The following is a 22,859-nucleotide window of genomic DNA, read 5'->3' on the forward strand; positions in this document are numbered from 1 at the left end:
ACTCCTTCCCTAACTGCTTAGGAATGCTTTTGTTGTTCTTTTTCATAGGCTTGAATAATTTGCGCTACAACCGGATGACGCACAACGTCACTGGCTTCAAAATTTACAAAGGCAATTTTTTCAATGTCTTTTAACGTACGCTCGGCGTTAACTAAACCACTTGTTACACCACGTGGCAAGTCAATCTGACTAGTATCTCCATTAACAATCATTTTTGAACTAAACCCTAAACGAGTTAAAAACATTTTCATTTGGGCAACCGTGGTATTTTGTGCTTCATCTAAAATGACAAAAGCATCATCCAATGTACGACCACGCATATAAGCAAGCGGGGCAATTTCAATAACGCCGCGTTCCATTAAACGATTTGTATGATCCATACCAAAAATTTGATACAAGGCATCGTAAACTGGACGTAAATAAGGATCGACTTTTTCTTTTAAGTCACCTGGTAAAAAGCCCAAGCTTTCGCCAGCTTCCACCGCTGGACGAGTTAAAATAATTTTTTGTACTTCGCCTTTTTTCAAGGCTGCTACTGCCATCACCACGGCTAAAAAGGTTTTTCCTGTTCCCGCAGGTCCCACCCCGAAAATGACGTCATGAGTTTTAACTGCATCGATATATTTTTTTTGACCAACATTCTTAATTCGGATGGCCCGACCATGATGGTCCTTCATAATTTCTTCTTCATACATGGCAATAAACGCCTCTAAATTTCCAGCTTTGGCCATTTTTAAAGCAGAAACGACATCTGGCGTATGCACTTTGATGCCTCGTTGAATTAATGTTTGTAGCGCTCTTAACACGGAAGCGACTAACTCTACCTCTGATGATTCGCCAATTAACTGAATAACTTCGCCACGACTATTAATCGTTACGTGGGTATTCTCTTCTAAAAATTTGATATGTTTATCATGTGTTCCTAAAAGCATGTGTGCATCATCAGAATCAGTAAGTATTAATTCCAAAGATTTTGACTGATTATCTGTCAAAAAACGTCCATCTCCTTTATTATATAGTCCTTTACAATGATACCACATTCTTATCTGTTTAAAAAGAAGTCGTACCTGATTTGACTTTGAAAGTCAAAAAAGAGAAAACCGTAAAAAGCTACCGGTTTTCTCTTTGCATAAAAAAACTAGGACAGTATCCTGTCCTAGTTTCGATAACGCTCTTAGTTTTCTTGTAATAATTCTTTCACAATTGCGTTAACTTGGTTGCCATCGGCTTTGCCTTTGACTTTCGGCATCATAGCGCCCATCACTTTACCAAAATCTTTTGGTGAAGTGGCGCCAGTTTGCGTCATTACCTCTTGAACTAGTTGACGAATTTCTTCCTCCGTTAGTTGTTGAGGCATATATTTTTCAACAATTGCTATTTCAACTTTTACTTTTTCAACAAGATCGTCGCGTCCCGCCTTTTCAAACTCTGATAAAGAATCTTTTCTCTGTTTCATCTCACGAGACAATACAGTGAGTTCTTCTTCTCCGTTCAATTCACGGCCCGCTTTAATCTGATCATTTTGAATGGCAGTCTTTAACATACGAAGTACGGCTAAAGTTTCTTTGTCTTTAGCTTTCATCGCTGTTTTAATGTCGTCATTCAATGTGGTTAGCAATGACATACCACCAACTCCAATTCATTCAAAACTAGAATTTTTTACGTTTTCTAGCTGCTTCAGATTTTTTCTTACGCTTTACACTTGGTTTTTCGTAGAATTCACGTTTACGTGATTCTTGTAAAGTACCCGCTTTTGAAACGGAACGTTTGAAGCGACGAAGAGCATCATCAAGAGATTCGTTTTTACGAACGACTGTTTTTGACATGTTATTCCCTCCCTCCGAGCTTAAAAAGTAACCGTTTTTCTTATTTGTGGGAAAAACCCACAAATTAAAATACTGTCCTTGTTATATTATAGCTAAAGCATAAATAACCGTCAACCACTCTACTGATAAAATACGAAATTTTTGTTTGATTTTTCGTCTTATTCGCTATTTTTCGAAACAATCGGCACAACGACCAAGTATTTCAAAGCGATGTCCTTCAATTGAACAACCTTTTAACTGTTCTTCAAAAAAATTCATAGGACACATGTGAATTTCTTCCGTTTTGCCACAAACCGTACAAATAAAGTGATGATGATGTTCCACCTCTTGGCAACAACGGAAGCGAAACTTTTGCTCGCCATTTAATTCTGTTTTTTCCAGCAATTCTAAGCGCTCAAAGTCATGCAAGTTACGATAAACCGTATCATAACTGACTCCTTTAAAGGTTTCATTCATAAATTCATACACTTCACGTGCAGAAACATACCGATTTCGCTTAATCAAATAGCTCATCAGTAATTCTCGTTTTTTAGTATATTTTAATCCACTGGCTTTCATGGTTTCTAAGGCTTGTTCAATATTGGTTTTTACTGGTGCCATCGCCATTTCCTCCCTCACCAACCTAAATCAGAATCATTACGAAATAGATTCTGGACTTATGGTATAATAAAATTATTAAAAATGCAAGAAAGGACTTATCCTCTATGACTATTTCTGAAGAAAAAAAATGTGTGACGATTTTTGTCATCTCAGATTCTGCTGGCGAGACCGCTTCAAAATTGGCGGCTGCTTCAATGGCCCAGTACCCCACTGTTGATTTTACTTTGATTAGACGAACATTCGTTAAAGACGAAGATAAACTGGTGCAAGCGTTAGAAGATGCCAAAAAAGCAGAAGCCATGGTACTGCATACTATTATTAATGATCATCTCGTGGCGATTGCTAATCAATTTTTCAATGAGCATCAATTGTTCCATTTTGACATTTTGACACCACCAGTTGCGGAAATCGAACGATTAACAGGTGTCGCGCCCATGCGGGAACCAGGTGCCTTACATCATCTGAATGAAAATTATTTTAAACGAATTGAAGCAATGGAATTTGCTGTCAAATATGACGATGGCAAGGACCCACGAGGCTTTTTAGAAGCGGATGTGTTACTTCTTGGCGTTTCCCGAACTTCTAAAACACCGCTAAGTCTCTTTTTAGCCAACAAGAACTTAAAAGTTGCTAATTTGCCACTAATTCCTGAAGCACATTTACCGAAACAATTATTCGAAATGGACCCTAAAAAAATTGTTGGCTTAACCAACGATCCCAATGTTTTAAACGGGATTCGTAAAGAACGAATGCGCGCATATGGATTGCCTGAAAATACTTCTTATTCAGATATTGAAAAAATTCGGCGAGAACTGGCTTTTGCAAATGATCTTTATCAAAAATTAGGTTGTATCGTTATTGATGTCGCTTCTCTTTCAATTGAAGAAACTGCCTCAATGATTCTTAATGCTTTGAACTTAGAAGATCATAGCTATTATTCCACGGAAACAGCCGAGGATTAAAAAAAACGAGAAAAAATCACTAGTGATTTTTTCTCGTTTTTTTTTTAAAAGACTTGAACGCCTTCTTGATCAATATTGAAAATTTGGATGCTCGCTTTGGTAGATAATTTCTCCAAACTTTGAACAATTTCGTTGGTTCGTTCTTCTGGCGACAAGATTAGCACAGTTGGACCAGCACCGCTTAAGAAAGAGCCATAAGCACCTCTTTGCTGAGTTAAACGACGAATTTCTTTTAAGTGAGGAACCAATGAACGACGATACGTTTCATGCCATTTATCTTGTTCCATCATTTTGCCTGCTAAAGGTAAATCCCCGTTTAAAATTGCGGCAATCATAACATTGGCAATTGAGCTGGCCGCGACTGCTTCTTTATAAGCCAATTTTTCGGGCAAAACAGCGCGACTTTTTTCGGTAAATAACGGTTCCTCTGGAATAAATGCAATGACATCACACATTGGAAAGTGATGTTTGACATGGTAGACTTGGTTTTCTACATGGCTAGCCACCACGAAATCTCCTAAAATAGCTGGGGCAACATTATCAGGATGTCCTTCCATCTCTGTGGCCAAACGAACTTTTTCTTTAGGGGACAAATTTAAATGTGCTAGTCGGTTAGCTAATTCAATGCCTGCTACAATCACACTTGAGCTACTGCCTAGTCCTCTTGCAAGGGGAATGTCAGAAACCATCCGAATAACTTTTGGTGTTAATTCTGGTGCAATTTTCAATGCCGTTTGAATTAATAAATTCTCTTCATTAGTAGGGATCTCTTCTCCCAAAGTATGTTGAATTTCCCAAAATTCACTTTCACCTAAAACGTTGATTGTTAAATAAGCGGATAATGCAATGCCACATGAATCAAAGCCAGGTCCTAAGTTGGCACTAGTGGCAGGTACTCTTATTTTCATAGTGTTGCGACTCCTTTTCGTAAGTGCAGACGCATTTCTTCCACGTCACTCATTTTTGAAATAGCTACTTCTGTCTCCATTGCTGTATCAGGATCTTTCAATCCGTTACCAGTAAAGACTGCCACGACGGTTTCACCTGTTTTAATTTTACCGCTTTTAACATGTTGAATAACTCCAGCTAATGAAGCAGCCGAACCAGGTTCAATGAAAACCCCATCTTGAGCAGCAATTTTTCGGTAAGCCGTTAAAATTTCTTGATCTGTCACGGCATCAATGAAACCACCGGATTCATCCCGTGCCTGTTCTGCTAGTTGCCAACTAGCAGGATTTCCAATCCGGATCGCTGTTGCCACGGTTTCAGGTTGCTCAATCACTTGGCCTTTCACGATCGCTGCGGCACCTTCTGCTTCAAAACCATGCATTCTTGGTAAAGTTGTTCCTTGTTTTTCATGCCATTCCTTAAAGCCTTTCCAGTAAGCGGAAATATTGCCGGCATTTCCAACTGGAATCGCTAAGACATCGGGCGCTTGACCTAATTGTTCACAAACTTCAAAAGCTGCTGTCTTTTGCCCTTCTAAGCGATAAGGATTCACTGAATTAACTAGCGCAACTGCCTCAGTTTTCGCAATCTCTCGCACCTCTTTTAATGCTTCATCAAAGTTACCTGGAATCGAAATAATGTCTGCCCCATACATAATAGCTTGCGCCAATTTTCCCAGTGCGATTTTCCCTTCTGGAATCACTACATACGCTTTAATGCCTGCTCTTGTGGCATACGCAGCAGCGGCGGCACTAGTATTTCCTGTAGAAGCACAAACAATCGCTTTGGCACCTTCTTCTACCGCTTTTGCTACAGCCATCACCATCCCGCGATCTTTGAATGAGCCAGTGGGATTTAAGCCTTCGTATTTTCCATATAATTGAATACCTAATTCTTTGGATAAATTAGGTAAAGGAATCAGTGGCGTATTTCCTTCGGCTAAAGAAATCATTGGTGTTTTTTCTGTTACGGGCAAATACGCTTGATACTGTTTTAACAAACCTTCATACATGTTTACTCATCTCCTATAACCTTCATTACATTTAATAACTGAAAGGCTTCCGTATTTTGAATAGCTATCACAACTTGTTGCATTTGTGCTTTTGATATCTGGTGTGTAATGGCAACAATTCTTGCTCGCTGTCCATCTGATTTCTGTTGAACTAATTGATCAAAGCTGACTTCTGCTTTAGTCATTAATTGCGTCAACTGCAAAAATTGTCCTGGCGTATCTGGAACATCTAACGAAAAATAGTACTGTCCAAATACATTTTCGGAACGCGTCAATTGGGTTTTATGTTGATACGAATTGAACATATGGCCAGTCGTTGCCAAGCGAATGTTTTTAGCAATCGTAATTAAATCACTGACCACACTGGTTGCTGTCGGTTTAGCGCCAGCTCCTGGACCGTAATACATTGATTCCCCCACGCCTGCACTTTTAATAAATACTGCATTGTACTCATTCCGAACAGATGCAATAGGGTGCTTTTGATTGACTAGCATAGGCGCCACTTCCACCGAGATACTATTCTCATTTTGTTCAGCAGAGCCAATCAATTTGATTTCATACCCCAGTTGTTTAGCCATGGCGACATCATCTAAAGACAATCCGCGAATTCCACGAATATCAACTTGTGGTAATGAAACATTCATCCCAAAAGCAAATTGACTTAAAATAACCATTTTATAGGCTGCGTCAATTCCATCGACATCATTTGTCGGATCCGCTTCAGCAAATCCCAACGCTTGCGCTTCTGCTAAAGCTTCTTCATAACTTTTATCAGCAGAAACCATTTGCGTAAGCATATAATTCGTCGTACCGTTCACAATCCCTAAAACTTGCTGAATATTGTCTGCCGCTAAGCTATTAGCAATTGTTCTTAAAATAGGAATCCCGCCAGCAACACTTGCTTCGTAATATAAATCACAATGATGTTTTTGGGCTAACGCTACTAATTCACTCCCATGTTGCGCCAGTAAATCTTTATTGGCAGTCACAATATGTTTGCCCTTTTCTAAAGCTTTCATGATATACGTTTTGGCTGGTTCAATGGTTCCCATTAATTCCACAACGATTTGAATCTCTTTATCTTCTAAAATATCATCAATTGAAGTTGTTAAAGAAAGACCGTATTCTTCCGCTTGCGCTTGTTTCGTTTCAAGATTTCGGACAAATGCTTTTTCAATGACTACATTCATTCCTGTCACTTGTGAAATTTTCTCTTGATGTTCTTTCAAGAGAGTTAAAACGCCAGTGCCTACAGTCCCTAATCCTAGTAACCCGATCTTTAAGGTATCCTTCATTTTTACCTCCATCAACAGCGCTATTCTAGTTACGCTATTTTTTCCTACTTTTTATCGATGTTCAATATGCTCAAAGGTCTGATTTAAAATATCTATTACATGATGATCATCCAATGTATAAAAAATCGTTTTTCCTTCGCGACGTGCCTTGACAACCCGGCTATCTCTTAATAATTTTAGTTGATGAGAAACGGCGGACTGTTCCATTCCCAATTGTTCACTAATCGCCGTTACGTTATGTTCGCCTTCTTTTAAAAGTAGCAAAATTCTTAAACGTGTTGGATCACTTAATACTTTATATAATTGACTTACTTGTTTGATTTCTTCCATTTGTTTCATTATAGTCGCCTCACTTTGCACTCATTATAACACAGAGTTTTTTAAAATAAGAACTGCGATTGTTCTTTCCTACGAAAAATATGGCACAAAGAAAGTTGGAAAAATGACAAACTTGTCGATTTTCCAACTTTCTTCATCTATTCGTGGTTGGCTTGCTGAACTGCATCCATCACGGCATAACGGAAGCCATTTTTTTCTAAAGCTACGACACCGCGAATCGTACTTCCTCCTGGAGAAGTCACTTCATCTTTCAATGCTCCTGGGTGTTTTTTCGTGTCTAAGGCTAAGGTCGCCGTTCCTTTTATCATTTGAGCGACAATTTCATAAGATAAATCCCTTGGTAACCCTTCTAAGACTGCTGCATCTCCCAATGCCTCCATAAAGATATCAACAAAAGCTGGACTGCAACCAGCCACAGTACCAAAAGTTTCCAGTTGCGCTTCACGAATTTCTTTGACTAACCCTAAAGTAGCAAGAAGTTCCATTACCAGGTCCTTCGTTTGGCCTTCAATTGTTGGTGCCAAGGCTACGCCAATCACGCCCTGATTCACGCTAACTGGTGTATTAGGAATGGCATGAACAACTTTGGCTTCTTTATTGCCAAGGGCCATTTGTGCTTCTTGTATGGTATGACCTGTTGCAACAGAAATCAATAGACTTTCGTTGGAAAAATGAGGGGCTAATTCCTGAAGGACAGGTAACACGACCTTTGCTCCTGTCGCAATAAAAATAACCTTACATTCTTGGAAAAGTACATAATCTGTGACAAGTTGAAAGCCCCACTCTTTTTGAAGTGCTTCTGCGGTTCCACTTGAGCCGCCCTTCACATATAAATGTTCCTTCTTGACTGCCTCAGCTTTCAGTAATCCTTTAATCATAGCACCGCCCATACTGCCAGCACCGATAAAGCCAATTTTCATAGCATTCCCTCCTTAGTTAAATAAAGTGTTTGCGCCAAAAGTCAATTAGCTTTTGACACAAACACTAACATTCGTACTTTTTTCCGTACAGCCTGTTTCGTTTATTTTATTTTGTTAATTCATTAACGACTGCTTCAAACGCAGCAATTTTTTCAGAAGCTTCTGAACTACTTGTTGCTTTTGTCGCTAGATAGAATTTAATTTTTGGTTCTGTTCCTGATGGTCGGATAGCAATCCAACTGCCATCTTCTAAATGATATTTCAGCACATCAGAAGGAGGCGTTTGTAATTGTTCTGTTTGACCATCTGCAAAAGTGCGTGTTAATTCTTTAAAATCTTCCGTTTGAGCAACTTGAATCCCGGCAAACTCAGTTGGCGCTTGTTCACGACATTTTGCCATTAAAGCTTTGATTTTACCGCTGCCTTCAATTCCGCTCATTGTTACGGAAATAGTTTTTTCTTCAAAGTAACCAAATTCTTCAAAGATATCTTGTAAGCCATCGTATAATGTTTTTCCTTGTTTTTTATAGAAAGCCGCTACTTCTGCTAATAAAACTAACGCTTGAATTGCATCTTTATCACGAACAAAAGGTTTCACTAAGTAACCATAACTTTCTTCAAAACCAAACATAAACGTTTGACTGTGGTCTTCTTCGTATTGTTGAATTTTTTCAGCAATAAATTTGAAACCTGTTAAAACATTAAACATCTTCGTATTATATTTCTCAGCAATCGCTGTAGCAAGTTCACTAGAAACGATTGATTTTAGAACCGCAGCATTTTGAGGCAACGTGCCTGCTTGTTGATGGGCTTCTAAAATATAATGAATCATAATTGAACCTAATTGATTTCCTGTTAATACTTGGTAGTCTCCGTTTGGCATCCGCACAGCAGCACCTAAACGATCAGCATCTGGATCTGTTGCAATCAATAAATCCGCGCCTTCTTTTTCCCCTAAACGAATCGCGTATTCGAAAGCTGAATGTTCTTCAGGGTTTGGTGACTTAACTGTAGTAAAGTCAGGATCAGCAACGGCTTGCTCAGGTACTAAAACAAATTTTTCAAAACCGGCTTGTTTTAATGCCTTTTCTCCTAACATTTTCCCAGTTCCATGTAAGGGAGTGTAAACTAATTTTAATTCTTTACCCATTTCGTTAATTAATTCTTGATTAATCGTAACTGTTTTAATTTCTTTCAAATACGCGTTATCGACTTCTTCACCAACAATGTTAATTAAACCGCTGTGGGCAACTTCTTCATCTGATAAGACATCAATTTTCAAAGGATTTTCGATACTACGAACATATTTAGTTAATGCATCTGCATCAGCTGGCGGCATTTGACCACCGTCTTCACCATAGACTTTGTAGCCATTATAGGCAGCTGGATTGTGAGAAGCCGTAATCATGATTCCCGCAAAAGCTTTAAAGTAACGGACCGCAAAAGATAATTCTGGTGTTGGTCGTAAGCTTTCAAACACAAAAGAAGGAATATCATGTTTAGCTAATGTTTTAGCTGCTTCCATTGCAAATTCTGGAGACATATGACGTGAATCATAGGCAATGGCTACACCGCGACGTTTTGTTTCAGGATCTTGCGTATCCATAAAACGTGCAAGCCCTTCTGTCGCTTGACGAACTGTAAAGATATTCATCCGATTAATACCGGCGCCTAAAATCCCGCGCATCCCGGCAGTCCCAAATTCTAATGGTGCGTAAAATGCATCTTCACATTTTTCAGGGTCTGTATTTAAGTCCTTTAATTCATTTTTTAAATTTTCTGGAATATTTTCTTCATTTAACCATTGTTGGTAAACTTGTTCCCAAGACATGGAAAACACCTCATTTGTTTTTTTGTTTTTACTTTTTAAGTATAGCATTGGATATTCGTTTAGAAAAGGGAAGTTGTAGCGTTTTCTCTCAGCAAATGATTTTTATAAGAAAAATCTTACTTACTGTTCTATTTTTGTTTGTCTATTTTCAGAAAGCTGTCGTGTAATCCGTACCATTCGCTCACAAAAAAGAGGCATTTCTTCTGGTGAAATTCGGGAACAGTTCAAACGAATACTTCCACGTTTTTCACTAAAAGCGACACTTGGTGCTACCAAAACACCTTCTCGTAAAAACACTTGCCAATCTTCTGGCTTAAGTGCCCCTTGACGCCAATGTGCCCATAAATAAAAGCCGCCTTTTACTGGCGAAACTTCCCATTCTGGCAACGATTTAAATACTTGATACACATCTGTTGCTCGTTGTTCCACTTGTTTATTTAATAACGTAATTTTTTCAGAAAAAGAAGGATCTTCAATCGCCATTTTAGCGAGCATCTGCGGAAAAATACTCAACGAAACATCCATCATTTTTCTGGCTTCTGCAATTTGTTTCGTCACGGAGGCGGGCGCACTTAACCAACCAATTTTCGTGGTCGAACCTAAAATTTTTGACAACGAACCGATATACAAGACATTGTCTGGATCTAATTTTTTTAAAGGAGGAATTTCTGTTTTCGGGATAAAACTTAGCTGCCCAAAAACATCATCTTCTAAAATAGGAACTTGATACGTTTGACAAACTTTCACGAGCTGTTCTCTTTTTCTTAAAGGCATCACTGTCCCAGTGGGATTTTGAAAGGAAGGATTAACCATAACCATTTTGATGCGATGTTGTCGGATTGTTTGTTCTAGCGCTTCAAGATCAATCCCTTCCTCTGTCATGGGCACACCAAATAAGCGCACACCAGCAGCTTGGAAAATTGGTAAGGCATAGAAGAAAGATGGATCTTCTACGGCAACACTATCTCCTTGTCTCAATAAAACTTGCAAAACTAAAAAAAGTGCTTGTTGCGCACCTGAAGTAAGCAATAAACTTTCACTTGGTAAATGAAGCTGATATTCCGTTGCTGTAATGGCTTGGATTTCTTTTCTTAACGGAAAATAACCTAATTCATCTTGTGCTTCCTCTTTTAAAAATTGTTTCCAATTTAATGCTGGAAAATCGAAACTGGGAATTAAGTCTAACGGCAACTCGCCTGTATACATATCTAAGTCAGTCGGCAAATTTTGTTTAGCACGTAACTCAATCTCTGCCACCAAGGGATGAACTTGTTTGAACACATTTTGTTCTAAATAACGATGCCAATCCGTTCGTGGCGTCATCATTACCCCCCATTTTCCTTCGTTGACAATCGTTCCACTCCCTCTTTTTCGCACAATCCAGCCTAAGTCCACCAGTTCGTCTAATGCATGAACAACGGTTGAACGATTGACAGACAAGTACTCTGCCAGTTTACGTTCCGAAGGGATTTTTTCGCCTGGTAATAATTCGCCTGTTTGAATCTTTTGAACAATCATTTCCATAATACTGCGATAAATGGGAACATTTTGTTCTTTTTTAAGTTGCCACATAGCAATCACCTCAACAATTGGATGAGTTAAAAGTAATCCAGTTTAATGCTTTTGTCAATCGAAAATACAAGAAAAGTGGGACAGCCGTTTTGACGAATGTCCCACTTTTCTGTTTTACTATTAACAGGTTTGTCTCAATGTTTGTGTAAAAATGCTTGGATGGTGTTATAAAAGATTCCTGCGAACATAAAGATTAACCAACTAAACCGCCAATCCCCTAAAACAAAACTAATAAATAGATAGAGTGCAACAACTAAGGGCCAATAAACGGATGCAATAATTGCACCGACAGGATTTCCCACAGGTCCTTCCTCTGTTTTTGTTTGTTGAGGGGCAAAATCAGGATGACCAACATGTTCTGAATAAAAATAAGTTTCATTCAACAATTTATTAAAACTTCCTTTAATTACTCCACCAAATATAAACAAGAAGACGCCAACCGATACTAAAAAGAAGAGCCAACTAATCCCCATCGTTCCATTATAATATTGTCCGCCCATCATTTGATGCATGGAACGGCGCATCATCAGATGAAGGCCACTACTAAAGACAACAACTGGGATTAAACCCAAAATACAAAAAACTACGCCCGCTGCCATACAAAAAATAAATGATCGTTGAAAACTTTGTTCTCTTTGTGCAACTTCTTTTTTTAACTTAATCGGAATCAATCGTTGCCCCAGCTGTTTGTCCATTGCAACAAACCGATTACCAGCAACAATAAATAATGGAACGCCGATTGCCACACCTATGAAAAGACAAACTAAACCAAGACCGTTAGAAAGAACACCACGCATACCAACCAGCAAGCCAACACCCACCATGATTGCAACAACACCAAGACCAATTTGAATAGCACCTTTACGTTGGACAGCTAAATAGTCAAGTCCTTCCTCCACTGAAATTTCTGGCAAACCGTTCATTGAATCGTTTGTTTCATCCACTTGTTTATTTTCTAAATTCAATTCTTCCATTAATTCATCAATAGTACCAAATTCAGAAATAATTGTACCAATTGCTTCATTTTCCGATTTTCCTTGGCTGAGCAAGTCTTCATAACGATCCTCAGCATTTGCTAATAAGTCCGCCTTTAATTGTTTTGTTTCAGATGTTTCAACAACGCCTGAAAATAAGCTATCAATAAATTCTTCTATAATTTTCATTTTCCCATCTCCTTTACAAATGCTTCGACGACGTCTTTTGTTACTTCCCATTCTAGTAACTTTTCCTCTAAATAACGCTCTCCTGCATGGGTTATTTGATAATAGGTCCGCTTTTTGCCATGCGTTACTTCTCCTGGAAATGATTCAATGTAGCCATTTTTCTCTAAACGTGTAAAAGCAGAATAAAGTGTCGTTTCTTTAATCGAATATTGTTCTTTAGAAATTTCACGAATGCGTTTAGAAATCGCATAACCATATGAAGCGCCGGATTGTAAGATTGAGAGAATAAAGGTATCGTTGTATCCCCGAATTGCATCACTACCAATCACATAAATTCCTCCCTCAAGTACTTCAACTATCGTACTACGTCTGTCGTTGTAATTATCTTAACACGATTACTACGATAGGTAAAGTAAAAAAAGCACGTAATGCAGAAATCATTTTAATTTCTGCACTACGTGCTGTCTTCTTTTCAGTCTATAGTTGAATGTTAAATGGTATCACCATTAAAAATAGAATTTTTTACAATCACATAATCAACTTTACGAATCGCTTCTAAATCACGACCTCCCGCGTATGAAATGGAAGATTGTAAATCTTGTTGCATTTCGACTAAAGTATCTGCCAACTTCCCTTTATGGCGTAACCAGATTTTTTTGCCTTCAACGTTTTTCTTTTCGCCTTTTTGGAATTCAGAGGCGCTACCAAAGTATTCTTTGTAAACAACGCCATCTTCCACTTTTGTTTCACCTGGTGATTCTTCATGTCCAGCAAATAATGAACCAATCATGACCATAGTTGCCCCAAAACGCACAGATTTTGCAATGTCTCCATGGGTCCGAATTCCACCATCTGCAATAATTGGTTTCCGAGCAGCTTTGGCACACCAACGTAAAGCCGCTAACTGCCAGCCACCTGTCCCAAAGCCAGTCTTAATTTTAGTAATACATACTTTTCCTGGTCCAATCCCCACTTTGGTGGCATCAGCTCCAGCGTTTTCTAATTCGCGAACGGCTTCTGGCGTTCCAACATTGCCCGCAATAACGAACGTTTCTGGTAAAAATTTTTTCAAGTGTTGAATCATATTAATCACCGCATTTGAATGACCATGGGCGATATCAATTGTCACGTAGTCAGGAACTAAACCTTCTCGGGCTAACGTTTCAACAAAAGCGTATTCCCCTTCTTTCACACCCACACTAATTGACGTGATTAAGCCCTTTTGTTGCATTTTTTTAATAAATGGCACTCGCGCCTCTTCATCAAACCGATGCATGATATAAAAATAACCATTTTCAGCAAGGGTTTCCGCAATCGTTTCATCAATAATTGTTTGCATGTTCGCTGGAACGACAGGCATTTTAAACGAATGTTTTCCTAAAGTTACTGTAGTATCACATTCAGAACGACTATTCACGATACATTTATTGGGAATTAATTGGACATCTTCATAATCAAAAACTTTCATACTTACTGCCTCCTAGTTATTTACAAAAATAACGTAAAAACCGAACATTCGGTCATTTAACGTTCGTGTTTACAAACACCATTGTTAATTTACACTATTTACCGCCACTTGTCAAAGGCGTTTTAACGAAAATTAATCTTTTTACCCTTCTTGAACGTTTGGTAAAATGGCCTGCAATAAAATAGCAACAATTGAGGCAGTTGCCACGGGTGAACTAAATAAATATTGTAAAAATTGTGGTAGAGTTTCCAAAAACTCTTTTGGTAACAATGTCAACGCTAATGTCATAATAATCGGAACGGCAATTACATACATCTCTTTTTCATGAATTGTTACATCACTCATGACTTTCATTCCACTTACAGAAATGATGCCACAAACAACCACAAAAACGCCGCCGATAACTGGTGCCGGAATGGCTGAAATCAAGGTGGAAAGTTTTCCAGATAAGCCAAATAAGACAAACCACGCACCTGCAGCCACAAAAACCTTGCGACTAGCAACTCCAGTGATTGAAATAATCCCAGCATTTGTAGAGTAACTAGTTACTGGCGTTCCGCCAATGAATGAAGAAACTAAGCAACCTAAGCCTTCACCAATTACACCGCGATTAATTTTTTCTTCGGTCAAAGGTTCAGCGACAACATGACTCACAGCAAACCAAGTGCCTGTTGTTTCCGCCATTAAAACCAGATAAATAACTAACATCGTGGCAATAGCTGACCAATCAAATTGGAAAGAAAAGTTAACTAATGGTAACTGAGGCAAACTAAACCAAGCCGCTTCACTAACGGCTGATAAATCAAGTACCCCTAATAATTGTGCCGCGATGCTCCCAAATAATAATGCCAAAATGACAGAAGAAACGCGGAAAATCCGCCCTTTTTTCAAAGCAGAACCTAAGAGCGCAAAGAAGATCAACGTACCCGCTGCTATAAATGCTAATAAAATATTTTGTCCTAATTCCCCTTTTGCGTGGTAAATATTATCCGATAAAGCGACTGGCATTAACGAAAGACCCACCACAAAAATAATTGTTCCTCCCACAATTGGTGGAACAAATTTAGTGATTAAACGATTAAAGATACCAGTAAATCCTAATATAATAACAACAATTGCCCCCACTAAACTAGCACCTAAAACTGCGCCCCAGCCATTTCCTTGTTGGTTATTGGCAAAATAAATTCCCGCAATTGCCCCGATTGGAATAAATGAAGGGCCTTGCGCAACTGGTAATCTCATACAAAAATGAGATTGAATAATCGTGGCAAGTCCTGCTGCTATGAATGTTGCTTGGATTAAAGAAGACGTTTGTGCTGTGCTAATTCCAATAATTGAAGCAATGATTACAGGTACGACGTACACGTCCATTGCTAAGACATGCTGAATCCCTAACATAGTAGCCTGCCCAAAAGATACTGAATCTTCTGGCCCCACTGTTAAATGAAGATTATTTTGTTTCTTTTCACTCATTTTTTATACTCCTTTAGTTGCTGACATTAAATTTTTATCATGTACTTTTTCACCTTGTACCCAGACTTCTCGAATATTTTCTGGTCGTGCTAAATATAAGATTTTTTGGAAAATATCAAGCAATGATTCCCCTGGATTTTTAGGGATTCGTGCTTGTGACAAGCTTGTATTAATAATTTGAACATCCCAAGCATACCCTTTTTCTAATTTTCCAATTGGCAAACTTAGCGCTTGACCACCACCAGCAGTAGCTAAATAAAACGCTTCATTTACTGTAATCCGTGCTGTTTTAACACCTCGTACTTCTGGTTTTTTTGTAGCATCGACGCCATCTTCTAACATTCTAGAAGAAATAACCGCTTGCTTTAAATTGTCAAAAAGACTTGGTGAAAAACCACCTGAAATATCACTGCCTAAACCAACTTCTACTTGATGTTGATGTACTAATTTTGCAATCGGTGTTACTGCATTACCAAAATAAGCATTAGAGATTGGGCAGTGCGCCACAGCCGTCCCTGTTTCATGGAATAAATTCATATCTGCTTCTTCTAAAAAGCCTGCATGTGCCATCACTGCTTTTTCTGTCAATAAACCAAAATCATTCAATGCTTGCGCATCATTTTTTCCAAAACGTTCTTGAACAAATTGATGTTCCCAATCACTCTCACTACAATGACTTTGAACATGGACTTGATATTTCGCTGCTAATTCTCCTAATCCTTTAAGTGCTTCCTCTGTACAACTAGGAATGAAACGCGGAGTTACAACGGGATATACGCCTTGTTTTGTTTGCTGCGCTAATGTTTGAATTTCTTGAATAAACCGTTCCATTTCTTCTAATGCTTGTTGCGTTGTTTGATCACGATAGTACTCTGGATTCTCATTAAGATCATCCATTACAACTTTACCAATTAAGCCACGCTGCCCTTTTTCCGCACAAATCTCTGCCAAACGACGGCTAGCTTCATAATGAATGGTTGCAAAATAAAGGGCTGTTGTTGTCCCATTAGCTAACAATTGGGTTACCAATTCATCATAGACTTGTTGGGCAAATGTTAAATCTGCAAATTTGGACTCCAAAGGAAACGTGTACGTATTCAGCCATTCATACAATGGAATATCCAAGGCGGTCCCAGATTGTGCCCACTGAGGTGCATGGACATGTAAATCAACAAAGCCGGGTAAAAGATAAGAATCTTGGGGCAATTCTTGAAAACGTTGTGCCTCTTTTTGTTCTGCTAGCACAGTTTCATACGCTTCAGTATCTGGTTCAATTATTTCCTGAATTACTCCGGCCTCATCTATACAAAAAAGTGTCTCTTCATAAACTTTAATCTCTTGCAAATTTTTACTAGAAAAACCTGTTCCTTTTATTACAAAATGAAACATTTAATACTCCTCCTTACTATCACATGAAGATTATACATAAACTTTCGCTTAATAACTATAAAAATGTGATTTTTTTTAAAAAAATACGTGTTAAAACAAGTAAAAACCGAACATTCTAAGAATGATTTATTTTTTCTTTGGATAAACAAGAAAACTTTCTATTCTTAAGATTCTTCGGTATACTTGAAGAGAATCGTTAGAACTTTAGGAGGTCCTGAGATGATACAGATCGAACAAATTAGAACAGGTGTTATTCAAGAAAACTGTTATCTTGTTTATAATGAAGAAGCATTATTAATTATTGATCCAGGTGCAGAAGGAGCAAAACTAATTCAAGAAATTACCCGTTTAGGGAAGAAACCAGCCGCTATTTTATTAACACATACTCACTATGATCATATTGGTGCGGTAGAAGAATTGCGCCATCATTATCAAATCCCTGTTTATGTTAGTCCATTAGAACAAGCGTGGCTTTCCAATCCTATTTTGAATCTTTCAGGATTAGGCAGACATGACGATATAGCAAATATTATTGTTCAACCCGCCGAACATGAATTTAAACTAACCGATTATGAAATTGGCGGCATGAAATTTTCCGTAGTCCCAACACCTGGTCATTCAATTGGTAGCGTCAGCTTTGTCTTTGATGATTTTGTTGTTGTTGGGGATGCATTGTTTAAAGGTAGTATTGGTCGTACTGATTTACACACTGGTGATATGCAACAATTATTACACAGCATTACGACCTATCTATTCACTTTACCAGAAGAATTTCCTGTTTATCCAGGCCATGGTGATGCCACGACCATTCAACATGAAAAAGCCACAAACCCATTTTTTAATTAGAGATTTATTCACTATTTAAAGAAACTTAGGAGGAGTAGCAATGACTGAAGCAACGACACTTTATATTATTCGTCACGGAAAAACGATGTTTAATACGATTGGCCGAACCCAAGGCTGGTCAGATACCCCCTTAACCAAACAAGGAGAAGAAGGCATTTATCATTTAGGCTTAGGTCTTAGAGACATAGACTTTAAGGAAGCCTATAGTAGTGATAGTGGTCGTGCCATGCAAACCGCTCAGATTATTTTACAAGAACATCAAAACCACCAAAAGATTCCTTACCTAACCGATAAACGGATTCGTGAGTGGTGTTTTGGTTCTTTAGATGGTGGCTATGATGGTGAACTTTGGGGTGTGGTGCCACGCATTTTAGCTTTTAAAAGTTATGAGGACATGATGACCACGAAGATTACCTATCGCGAGTTAGCAAATGCTATTATTGAAGCCGATACGGCTGACTGGGCGGAGCCTTATGAAGTTATCCGTGATCGTGTTTGGTCTGGTTTCGAAGATATCGCTCATCATCGAGAAAAAAATGGTGGCGGCAAAGTCATGGTGGTTTCCCATGGACTAACAATTTCCTTTTTACTTTCCTTAATTGATGCAAGTTTGCCTATGCAGATGGCACTGGAGAATGGTAGCGTGACGACCTTAACTTACGAAAAAGGAACATTTACCATTCAAGGAATTAATGATATTTCTTATATTGAAAAGGGAAAAAAGATCGCTGAAAAGCGCCGTTTATTGTAAAAAAAGAGAAGGCTATCTGTCAAAATGACAGATAACCTTCTCTTTTTGTTTATTCTTTTAAACGTTCTACATTTTTTCTTGAGATTTGAATTTTTTCTAAGGTTTCCTTATAGTTTTTTGCTGCATAAGCAAAAAATAAAACATCGACTACATACAATTGTGCCACCAAGGAAACAGTAGCCGCACTTCTCAATGGCACGTCTTCCCCACTAGAGGTTTGAAGGACGATATCACTTTTTTCACCAATCACTGATTTTTCATCTTGTGTGATACTAATAATAGGAATCCCTTGCTGCTTCGCTAAATCAGCTAAAGTACTTGCTTCTTTATTCGTTCCAGAATTAGAAATAACAATAAAAACACTAGGCTTTTCTGTTGAGCCTAACATAGAAGCAAATAAATGATGATCCAATGTTGTAAATACCGTTCGGCCTAATCGCGTAAACTTTTGATAAATATCTTGAGCAACCAACGAAGAGGCGCCCAACCCATAGACAAAAATTACTTCTGTTTTTTCCAACAAATCAACGGCTTCATTCACTGCGACATCCTCTAATGTCTGACCGCTTCGCTCAACCACATGAACAAAGCGCGCCTGTAACTTTTGTTTAATATCAGCTGTTGATTCCCCTTTAGTAACTTCAGTATACATTTGCTGCTTCATTTGGCCAAGATTTGCAGATAATAAAAGTTTCAACTCTGTGAAGCCATTCACATCCATAGAATGACAAAAGCGAATAATTGCCGCTGGACTTGATCCTGCTTGTTTCGCTAGCTCTTGCGCATTCATTGAAATAACTGTTTCTGTATTTTTTAAAATATATTCTGCGATTTTTCGTTCTGATTTTGGTAATTGTTGTAGACGATCTTGGATAGATAAGACAATATTTTGTTGCATAAACACCCCTCCTGATACACCATTTCCTACGCAATTAAATTTTAACAAAGAAAAAGGGAGAAGCCAAGTTCTCCTTTTTTCTATTTATTATTTAGTTGTTTGCATGTCTTTAGGAATCCCAAAGAATAACGTTGCTACAAAACCACCTGCGTAAGCAGCCAATAAACCTAATACATATGCAAGCCATTGGTTGTTGGCAATTAATGGAATTAAAGCCACCCCACTTGGTCCAATAGCAATCGCACCAACATTACCGAAGGCACCAATTACTGCACCACCAATACCACCGCCGATACAAGCAGTAATGAATGGACGTCCTAATGGTAAAGTAACTCCGTAGATTAATGGTTCACCAATACCTAAAATCCCAACTGGCAAGGCACCTTTAATCATTTCAACTAATTTTTTATCTGATTTACAACGAATCCATAATGCTAAAGCTGCACCGACTTGTCCCGCACCAGCCATGGCCAGAATTGGTAATAACAAAGTCATCCCTGTTTGATTAATCATTTCAATGTGGATTGGCGTCAAAATTTGATGTAAACCAAACATTACCATTGGCAAGAAGGTTAAACCAAGAGTAAAGCCAGCAACCATGCCACCTTTTTCTAAGACAACATTGATAATACCAACTAAGCCATTAGAAATAGCTCCGGCTACAGGCATGATTAAGAAAATAGTTGCTAAGCCAATCACTAAAAGTGAAATGGTTGGCGTTACGATAATATCAATTGATTCTGGGACAATTTTATGCAATTGTTTTTCTAACAATGATAATAACCATACGGCAAAAATAACACCGATAATTCCGCCTTGTCCTGCAGATAATGTTCCCCCAGTGAAAATATTACTGATTGGAGCATCCGGATTCATTCCTGTCAACATTGTGACTGCCCCAATAACACCACCCAACGCTGGCGTTGCACCAAAAACGCTGGCGCTGTTAATCCCAGTGTAAAGAGCTAAATAAGCAAAAATCCCATTTTTAATGATATTTAAGACATCGATATATTGTTGCCATGAAGCTGAAATATCACCAGCAACAACTAAGTTAGACATAACAGCTGCAATCCCGCCAATAATACCAGCCCCAACAAAGGCAGGAATCATCGGAACAAAGATACTAGAAATGGCTTTTAACACTTTTTTAAATGGTGAAGTGTTATTTTGTTTCGCTTTTTGTTGTGCTTTCATTTGAGCGGCTTTTTCTTCTACTAAATCTTTTCCAGATTTGCCTGCTGCAGCATCAGTTGCGGTGTCATGATTAAATGGTTCTCCCAATTTGACACCTGCTTGATCTACCATTTCTTGTGCAACCTTGTTAACAGTCCCTGGACCAACAACTACTTGCAACGTATCGTCTTCTACGACGCCCATAACGCCATCAATTTTTTTCAATCCTTCAATATCCACTTTGTCATAATCGCGGATATCCATACGAACACGAGTCATACAATGAATGACTTTGTCCACGTTTTCTTGACCACCAACTTCTTTATAAATCCCATCAGCAATGCGTTTAATTCTTTCTTCTGCCATGTTAAAACACCCTCCTAATTCCTTAATTTAATGTATTCTTGATAAATTGATTCCCGTCAATTAATTTTTGTGTTGCTTCTTCTTTAGTACTATCAGTTAAAATCATTACAATTGCTAACTTCACATTTTCTTCTGCTTCTACAAATTTTAGTTCGGCAACTTCATAACTACAACCCGTTGCTTCCATAATAATCCGTTTGGAACGCTCCACTAATTTTTCATTGGTTGGTTTTACATCAACCATTAAGTTATTGTAGACTTTCCCAATACCAATCATGGAAATAGTTGATAACATATTTAAAATTAATTTTTGAGCTGTCCCAGATTTCAAGCGAGTCGAACCTGTTAAAAATTCAGGTCCTGCATCTACTTCAATCGGCATTTGCGCATATTTACTAATTTCGGCATTTTTATTACATGCCACAGTTGCGGTAGCTGCTCCCACCGTTGTTGCATATTCTAAACCGCCAATTACATAAGGCGTCCGACCACTGGCTGCAATCCCGACAACAATGTCATTTGCTGATAATTTTAGATCAACTAAATCTTGACGACCTAGTTCTTTTGAATCTTCAGCACCTTCTACTGCGACAGTCATTGCTTTTTGACCACCAGCGATGAGGCCTTGAACCATCTCTGGCTCGACGCCAAAAGTTGGTACGCATTCGGCTGCATCTAAGACACCTAACCGACCACTCGTACCAGCGCCCATGTAGATCAAGCGGCCGCCTTGATTGAAGCTTTTGATGATGGCTTCTACCACTGGTTCAATGGCTGCTAATTCTTGACCCACTGCCATTGCAACTTTTTGGTCTTCTTGATTCATTTTTTGTAAAGCTTCTTTGACACTCATCTCATCTAAGCCCATTGTATTTTCATTTCTACGTTCAGTTGTTAAGTTTTCTAAATTCATTCTCTATCGTTCCTTCCGTGACTAGCGTAAATTGATTGCCTGCCTTGATTAACGGCAATATCGTTTGATCTTTTTCAATAATTCGTGTAATCGTATTGACTTTTTCATCTTTCGGCAAGTCCACCAGCGTGACTTGAATTTCTCCCATATAGCGACCATATTTTTCATTATCAATCGTTACGGTTCCCACTGGACGGGCTTCAGTCTGCTCTGACTCAATCGTTGCAATTTCATCTTTTCTGAACATTTCACTCGTTCTTGATAATTCACTTCGCAAAACATCTCTTGCAGCATCTAAACGATTGGTATGAGTCCCAAGTATTCGCTTCAAATAGCGGCTCTCGCTAGGTGCTACTTCTAACAGAAATTGATTGGTTTGGTGATAATAACCAAATTGAGCCATGGTTCGCTCACTAATTGTGGGATCACCAATATAAACAGCATCGACATAAGGATCAGCCATCAAACCAACGGCAGCGGCGAAAGGATTTTGCCCCCGATGTTTTTCTAATGTTGGTAAACCAGCAAAAATTGGGCCTCTTGTTTGCCCATCTCCTGGCACAAAAGTAAAAACTTGTAAGCCTAATTCTTTAAGCCAGCGGTTCTTTTCATTAAAAAATGTTGTTCCAATGCCTGTTTCAGGTCTTGGATAATAATTATGCCAAGCTTCTAAGCGAGAAAAGTCCGCTTGGTGAGCCTTTAACTCAGCCACTTCTTCCAGTGTAATGGTACTAGCATTCAATCCTATATCAATCTTATGTGAAGCATGAGCCATTTGTTCTATCGTAATGCCATAGTCCATCCGAAGGCCAGTTACGCCCAACTCGATTAAAGGCTCTAATTCATCGAAAGAAAAACCCGCTCTTTTTAACGCTTCACCTGAAATATCTACCATAATTTTCATTTTTTCTGCCTTAGCAATTGCCCCTAAATCAGTCAAGCGTTGGCGATAAAGGGAAGTATCATCTTCTGGAATGTGTAAAGAAGTGAAAATGCCATCAAATCCAAGCGCTTTCATCTTTTTGATATAAATAATTGTATCGTTTGTAATCTCTTCACCAAGAAAAACTGAAATACCATACATCTTTTTAGCTCCTCTCTAATACGCTTT

At 38.4% G+C, this 22,859-nt stretch carries 23 protein-coding genes; 3 read left to right on the forward strand and 20 right to left on the reverse strand.

Features of this window, described 5'->3' with window-relative positions; genetic code table 11:
* Positions 1 to 17: 17 nt before the first annotated feature.
* From IGK54_RS09365 to IGK54_RS09380, 4 genes are all read right to left on the reverse strand, one after another.
* Positions 18 to 932: a PhoH family protein gene (locus tag IGK54_RS09365; RefSeq protein ID WP_369810298.1), complete on the reverse strand. Its 915-nt coding sequence runs from the start codon at positions 930 to 932 to the stop codon at positions 18 to 20.
* 242 nt (positions 933 to 1,174) lie between these two features.
* A complete protein-coding gene (locus IGK54_RS09370; protein ID WP_002356741.1) occupies positions 1,175 to 1,624 on the reverse strand; it encodes a GatB/YqeY domain-containing protein in 450 nt (149 codons plus the stop codon).
* 25 nt (positions 1,625 to 1,649) lie between these two features.
* A complete protein-coding gene (gene rpsU, locus IGK54_RS09375; protein WP_002356740.1) occupies positions 1,650 to 1,826 on the reverse strand; it encodes a 30S ribosomal protein S21 in 177 nt (58 codons plus the stop codon).
* A 165-nt stretch (positions 1,827 to 1,991) separates the two neighbouring features.
* Positions 1,992 to 2,432 carry a Fur family transcriptional regulator gene (locus tag IGK54_RS09380; protein WP_185938052.1) on the reverse strand — a complete coding sequence of 147 codons (441 nt, stop codon included), beginning with the start codon at positions 2,430 to 2,432 and terminating at the stop codon, positions 1,992 to 1,994.
* Between the two features lie 98 nt (positions 2,433 to 2,530).
* On the opposite strand from IGK54_RS09380, the gene IGK54_RS09385 reads away from it, so the two are divergent.
* Positions 2,531 to 3,388 (forward strand): pyruvate, water dikinase regulatory protein, encoded by an 858-nt coding sequence (locus IGK54_RS09385; protein WP_002389973.1) that lies wholly within the window; start codon positions 2,531 to 2,533, stop codon positions 3,386 to 3,388.
* 44 nt (positions 3,389 to 3,432) lie between these two features.
* On the opposite strand, the gene thrB is transcribed toward IGK54_RS09385, so the two are convergent.
* The 12 genes from thrB to guaD all read right to left on the reverse strand — a co-directional run bounded on the left by thrB (position 3,433) and on the right by guaD (position 16,798).
* On the reverse strand, positions 3,433 to 4,296 hold the full coding sequence (gene thrB, locus IGK54_RS09390) for a homoserine kinase (protein WP_010709745.1): 864 nt from the start codon (positions 4,294 to 4,296) through the stop codon (positions 3,433 to 3,435).
* Entirely contained in the window at positions 4,293 to 5,348 is a 1,056-nt protein-coding gene (gene thrC / locus IGK54_RS09395) for a threonine synthase (protein ID WP_430602924.1), read from the reverse strand. The genes thrB and thrC overlap by 4 nt, the downstream gene beginning before the upstream one ends.
* A 2-nt stretch (positions 5,349 to 5,350) precedes the next feature.
* Positions 5,351 to 6,643 carry a homoserine dehydrogenase gene (locus IGK54_RS09400; protein ID WP_078131156.1) on the reverse strand — a complete coding sequence of 431 codons (1,293 nt, stop codon included), beginning with the start codon at positions 6,641 to 6,643 and terminating at the stop codon, positions 5,351 to 5,353.
* A gap of 51 nt (positions 6,644 to 6,694) precedes the next feature.
* A complete protein-coding gene (locus IGK54_RS09405; protein WP_002356730.1) occupies positions 6,695 to 7,003 on the reverse strand; it encodes an ArsR/SmtB family transcription factor in 309 nt (102 codons plus the stop codon).
* Positions 7,004 to 7,119: 116 nt separating this feature from the next.
* Positions 7,120 to 7,902, reverse strand: a complete 783-nt coding sequence (proC, locus tag IGK54_RS09410) for a pyrroline-5-carboxylate reductase (protein ID WP_113848537.1) — start codon at positions 7,900 to 7,902, stop codon at positions 7,120 to 7,122.
* Positions 7,903 to 8,008: 106 nt separating this feature from the next.
* Entirely contained in the window at positions 8,009 to 9,733 is a 1,725-nt protein-coding gene (locus IGK54_RS09415) for a phospho-sugar mutase (RefSeq protein WP_002356727.1), read from the reverse strand.
* Between the two features lie 120 nt (positions 9,734 to 9,853).
* Positions 9,854 to 11,305, reverse strand: a complete 1,452-nt coding sequence (locus IGK54_RS09420; protein WP_142957023.1) for a PLP-dependent aminotransferase family protein — start codon at positions 11,303 to 11,305, stop codon at positions 9,854 to 9,856.
* A gap of 134 nt (positions 11,306 to 11,439) precedes the next feature.
* Positions 11,440 to 12,468: a permease prefix domain 1-containing protein gene (locus tag IGK54_RS09425; RefSeq protein WP_002356724.1), complete on the reverse strand. Its 1,029-nt coding sequence runs from the start codon at positions 12,466 to 12,468 to the stop codon at positions 11,440 to 11,442.
* Positions 12,465 to 12,797, reverse strand: a complete 333-nt coding sequence (locus IGK54_RS09430) for a PadR family transcriptional regulator (RefSeq protein WP_002356722.1) — start codon at positions 12,795 to 12,797, stop codon at positions 12,465 to 12,467. Before IGK54_RS09430 ends, IGK54_RS09425 begins: the two co-directional genes overlap by 4 nt.
* A 161-nt stretch (positions 12,798 to 12,958) precedes the next feature.
* Entirely contained in the window at positions 12,959 to 13,936 is a 978-nt protein-coding gene (gene guaC, locus IGK54_RS09435; protein WP_002362677.1) for a GMP reductase, read from the reverse strand.
* Positions 13,937 to 14,077: 141 nt separating this feature from the next.
* Positions 14,078 to 15,409, reverse strand: coding sequence for a nucleobase:cation symporter-2 family protein (locus IGK54_RS09440; protein ID WP_002359736.1), 1,332 nt, complete (start codon positions 15,407 to 15,409; stop codon positions 14,078 to 14,080).
* Positions 15,410 to 15,412: 3 nt separating this feature from the next.
* Positions 15,413 to 16,798 carry a guanine deaminase gene (gene guaD / locus IGK54_RS09445; protein WP_142957024.1) on the reverse strand — a complete coding sequence of 462 codons (1,386 nt, stop codon included), beginning with the start codon at positions 16,796 to 16,798 and terminating at the stop codon, positions 15,413 to 15,415.
* Between the two features lie 219 nt (positions 16,799 to 17,017).
* On the opposite strand from guaD, the gene IGK54_RS09450 reads away from it, so the two are divergent.
* Entirely contained in the window at positions 17,018 to 17,644 is a 627-nt protein-coding gene (locus tag IGK54_RS09450; protein WP_002356716.1) for an MBL fold metallo-hydrolase, read from the forward strand.
* Between the two features lie 40 nt (positions 17,645 to 17,684).
* Complete coding sequence (locus IGK54_RS09455) at positions 17,685 to 18,395, forward strand: histidine phosphatase family protein (protein WP_002359733.1); 711 nt, start codon at positions 17,685 to 17,687, stop codon at positions 18,393 to 18,395.
* A gap of 49 nt (positions 18,396 to 18,444) precedes the next feature.
* Here the strand turns inward: IGK54_RS09455 and IGK54_RS09460 are convergent, their stop codons facing one another.
* The 4 genes from IGK54_RS09460 to IGK54_RS09475 all read right to left on the reverse strand — a co-directional run bounded on the left by IGK54_RS09460 (position 18,445) and on the right by IGK54_RS09475 (position 22,832).
* Entirely contained in the window at positions 18,445 to 19,293 is an 849-nt protein-coding gene (locus IGK54_RS09460; protein WP_002382748.1) for a MurR/RpiR family transcriptional regulator, read from the reverse strand.
* Between the two features lie 87 nt (positions 19,294 to 19,380).
* Positions 19,381 to 20,835 carry a PTS transporter subunit EIIC gene (locus IGK54_RS09465; RefSeq protein WP_002372194.1) on the reverse strand — a complete coding sequence of 485 codons (1,455 nt, stop codon included), beginning with the start codon at positions 20,833 to 20,835 and terminating at the stop codon, positions 19,381 to 19,383.
* A 22-nt stretch (positions 20,836 to 20,857) separates the two neighbouring features.
* Positions 20,858 to 21,748 carry an N-acetylmuramic acid 6-phosphate etherase gene (gene murQ, locus IGK54_RS09470; RefSeq protein WP_002356712.1) on the reverse strand — a complete coding sequence of 297 codons (891 nt, stop codon included), beginning with the start codon at positions 21,746 to 21,748 and terminating at the stop codon, positions 20,858 to 20,860.
* Positions 21,723 to 22,832, reverse strand: a complete 1,110-nt coding sequence (locus IGK54_RS09475; protein ID WP_002364446.1) for a DUF871 domain-containing protein — start codon at positions 22,830 to 22,832, stop codon at positions 21,723 to 21,725. Before IGK54_RS09475 ends, murQ begins: the two co-directional genes overlap by 26 nt.
* Positions 22,833 to 22,859: the final 27 nt, after the last annotated feature.

This window comes from Enterococcus sp. DIV2384, from assembly GCF_050534975.1.
In the GTDB taxonomy this organism is placed as follows: domain Bacteria; phylum Bacillota; class Bacilli; order Lactobacillales; family Enterococcaceae; genus Enterococcus; species Enterococcus faecalis.

Excerpts from the sequence above, each read along its gene's own strand:
- guaD (WP_142957024.1), bottom strand. The coding sequence starts at position 16,798 with ATGTTTCATTTTGTAATAAAAGGAACAGGTTTTTCTAGTAAAAATTTG.
- guaC (WP_002362677.1), bottom strand. The coding sequence starts at position 13,936 with ATGAAAGTTTTTGATTATGAAGATGTCCAATTAATTCCCAATAAATGT.
- IGK54_RS09475 (WP_002364446.1), bottom strand. The coding sequence starts at position 22,832 with ATGTATGGTATTTCAGTTTTTCTTGGTGAAGAGATTACAAACGATACA.
- thrB (WP_010709745.1), bottom strand. The coding sequence starts at position 4,296 with ATGAAAATAAGAGTACCTGCCACTAGTGCCAACTTAGGACCTGGCTTT.
- IGK54_RS09440 (WP_002359736.1), bottom strand. The coding sequence starts at position 15,409 with ATGAGTGAAAAGAAACAAAATAATCTTCATTTAACAGTGGGGCCAGAA.
- thrC (WP_430602924.1), bottom strand. The coding sequence starts at position 5,348 with ATGTATGAAGGTTTGTTAAAACAGTATCAAGCGTATTTGCCCGTAACA.
- IGK54_RS09385 (WP_002389973.1), top strand. The coding sequence starts at position 2,531 with ATGACTATTTCTGAAGAAAAAAAATGTGTGACGATTTTTGTCATCTCA.
- IGK54_RS09450 (WP_002356716.1), top strand. The coding sequence starts at position 17,018 with ATGATACAGATCGAACAAATTAGAACAGGTGTTATTCAAGAAAACTGT.
- IGK54_RS09425 (WP_002356724.1), bottom strand. The coding sequence starts at position 12,468 with ATGAAAATTATAGAAGAATTTATTGATAGCTTATTTTCAGGCGTTGTT.
- IGK54_RS09420 (WP_142957023.1), bottom strand. The coding sequence starts at position 11,305 with ATGTGGCAACTTAAAAAAGAACAAAATGTTCCCATTTATCGCAGTATT.
- IGK54_RS09400 (WP_078131156.1), bottom strand. The coding sequence starts at position 6,643 with ATGAAGGATACCTTAAAGATCGGGTTACTAGGATTAGGGACTGTAGGC.
- IGK54_RS09380 (WP_185938052.1), bottom strand. The coding sequence starts at position 2,432 with ATGGCGATGGCACCAGTAAAAACCAATATTGAACAAGCCTTAGAAACC.
- IGK54_RS09365 (WP_369810298.1), bottom strand. The coding sequence starts at position 932 with ATGCTTTTAGGAACACATGATAAACATATCAAATTTTTAGAAGAGAAT.
- rpsU (WP_002356740.1), bottom strand. The coding sequence starts at position 1,826 with ATGTCAAAAACAGTCGTTCGTAAAAACGAATCTCTTGATGATGCTCTT.
- IGK54_RS09465 (WP_002372194.1), bottom strand. The coding sequence starts at position 20,835 with ATGGCAGAAGAAAGAATTAAACGCATTGCTGATGGGATTTATAAAGAA.
- IGK54_RS09370 (WP_002356741.1), bottom strand. The coding sequence starts at position 1,624 with ATGTCATTGCTAACCACATTGAATGACGACATTAAAACAGCGATGAAA.
- proC (WP_113848537.1), bottom strand. The coding sequence starts at position 7,902 with ATGAAAATTGGCTTTATCGGTGCTGGCAGTATGGGCGGTGCTATGATT.
- IGK54_RS09460 (WP_002382748.1), bottom strand. The coding sequence starts at position 19,293 with ATGCAACAAAATATTGTCTTATCTATCCAAGATCGTCTACAACAATTA.
- IGK54_RS09455 (WP_002359733.1), top strand. The coding sequence starts at position 17,685 with ATGACTGAAGCAACGACACTTTATATTATTCGTCACGGAAAAACGATG.
- IGK54_RS09415 (WP_002356727.1), bottom strand. The coding sequence starts at position 9,733 with ATGTCTTGGGAACAAGTTTACCAACAATGGTTAAATGAAGAAAATATT.
- murQ (WP_002356712.1), bottom strand. The coding sequence starts at position 21,748 with ATGAATTTAGAAAACTTAACAACTGAACGTAGAAATGAAAATACAATG.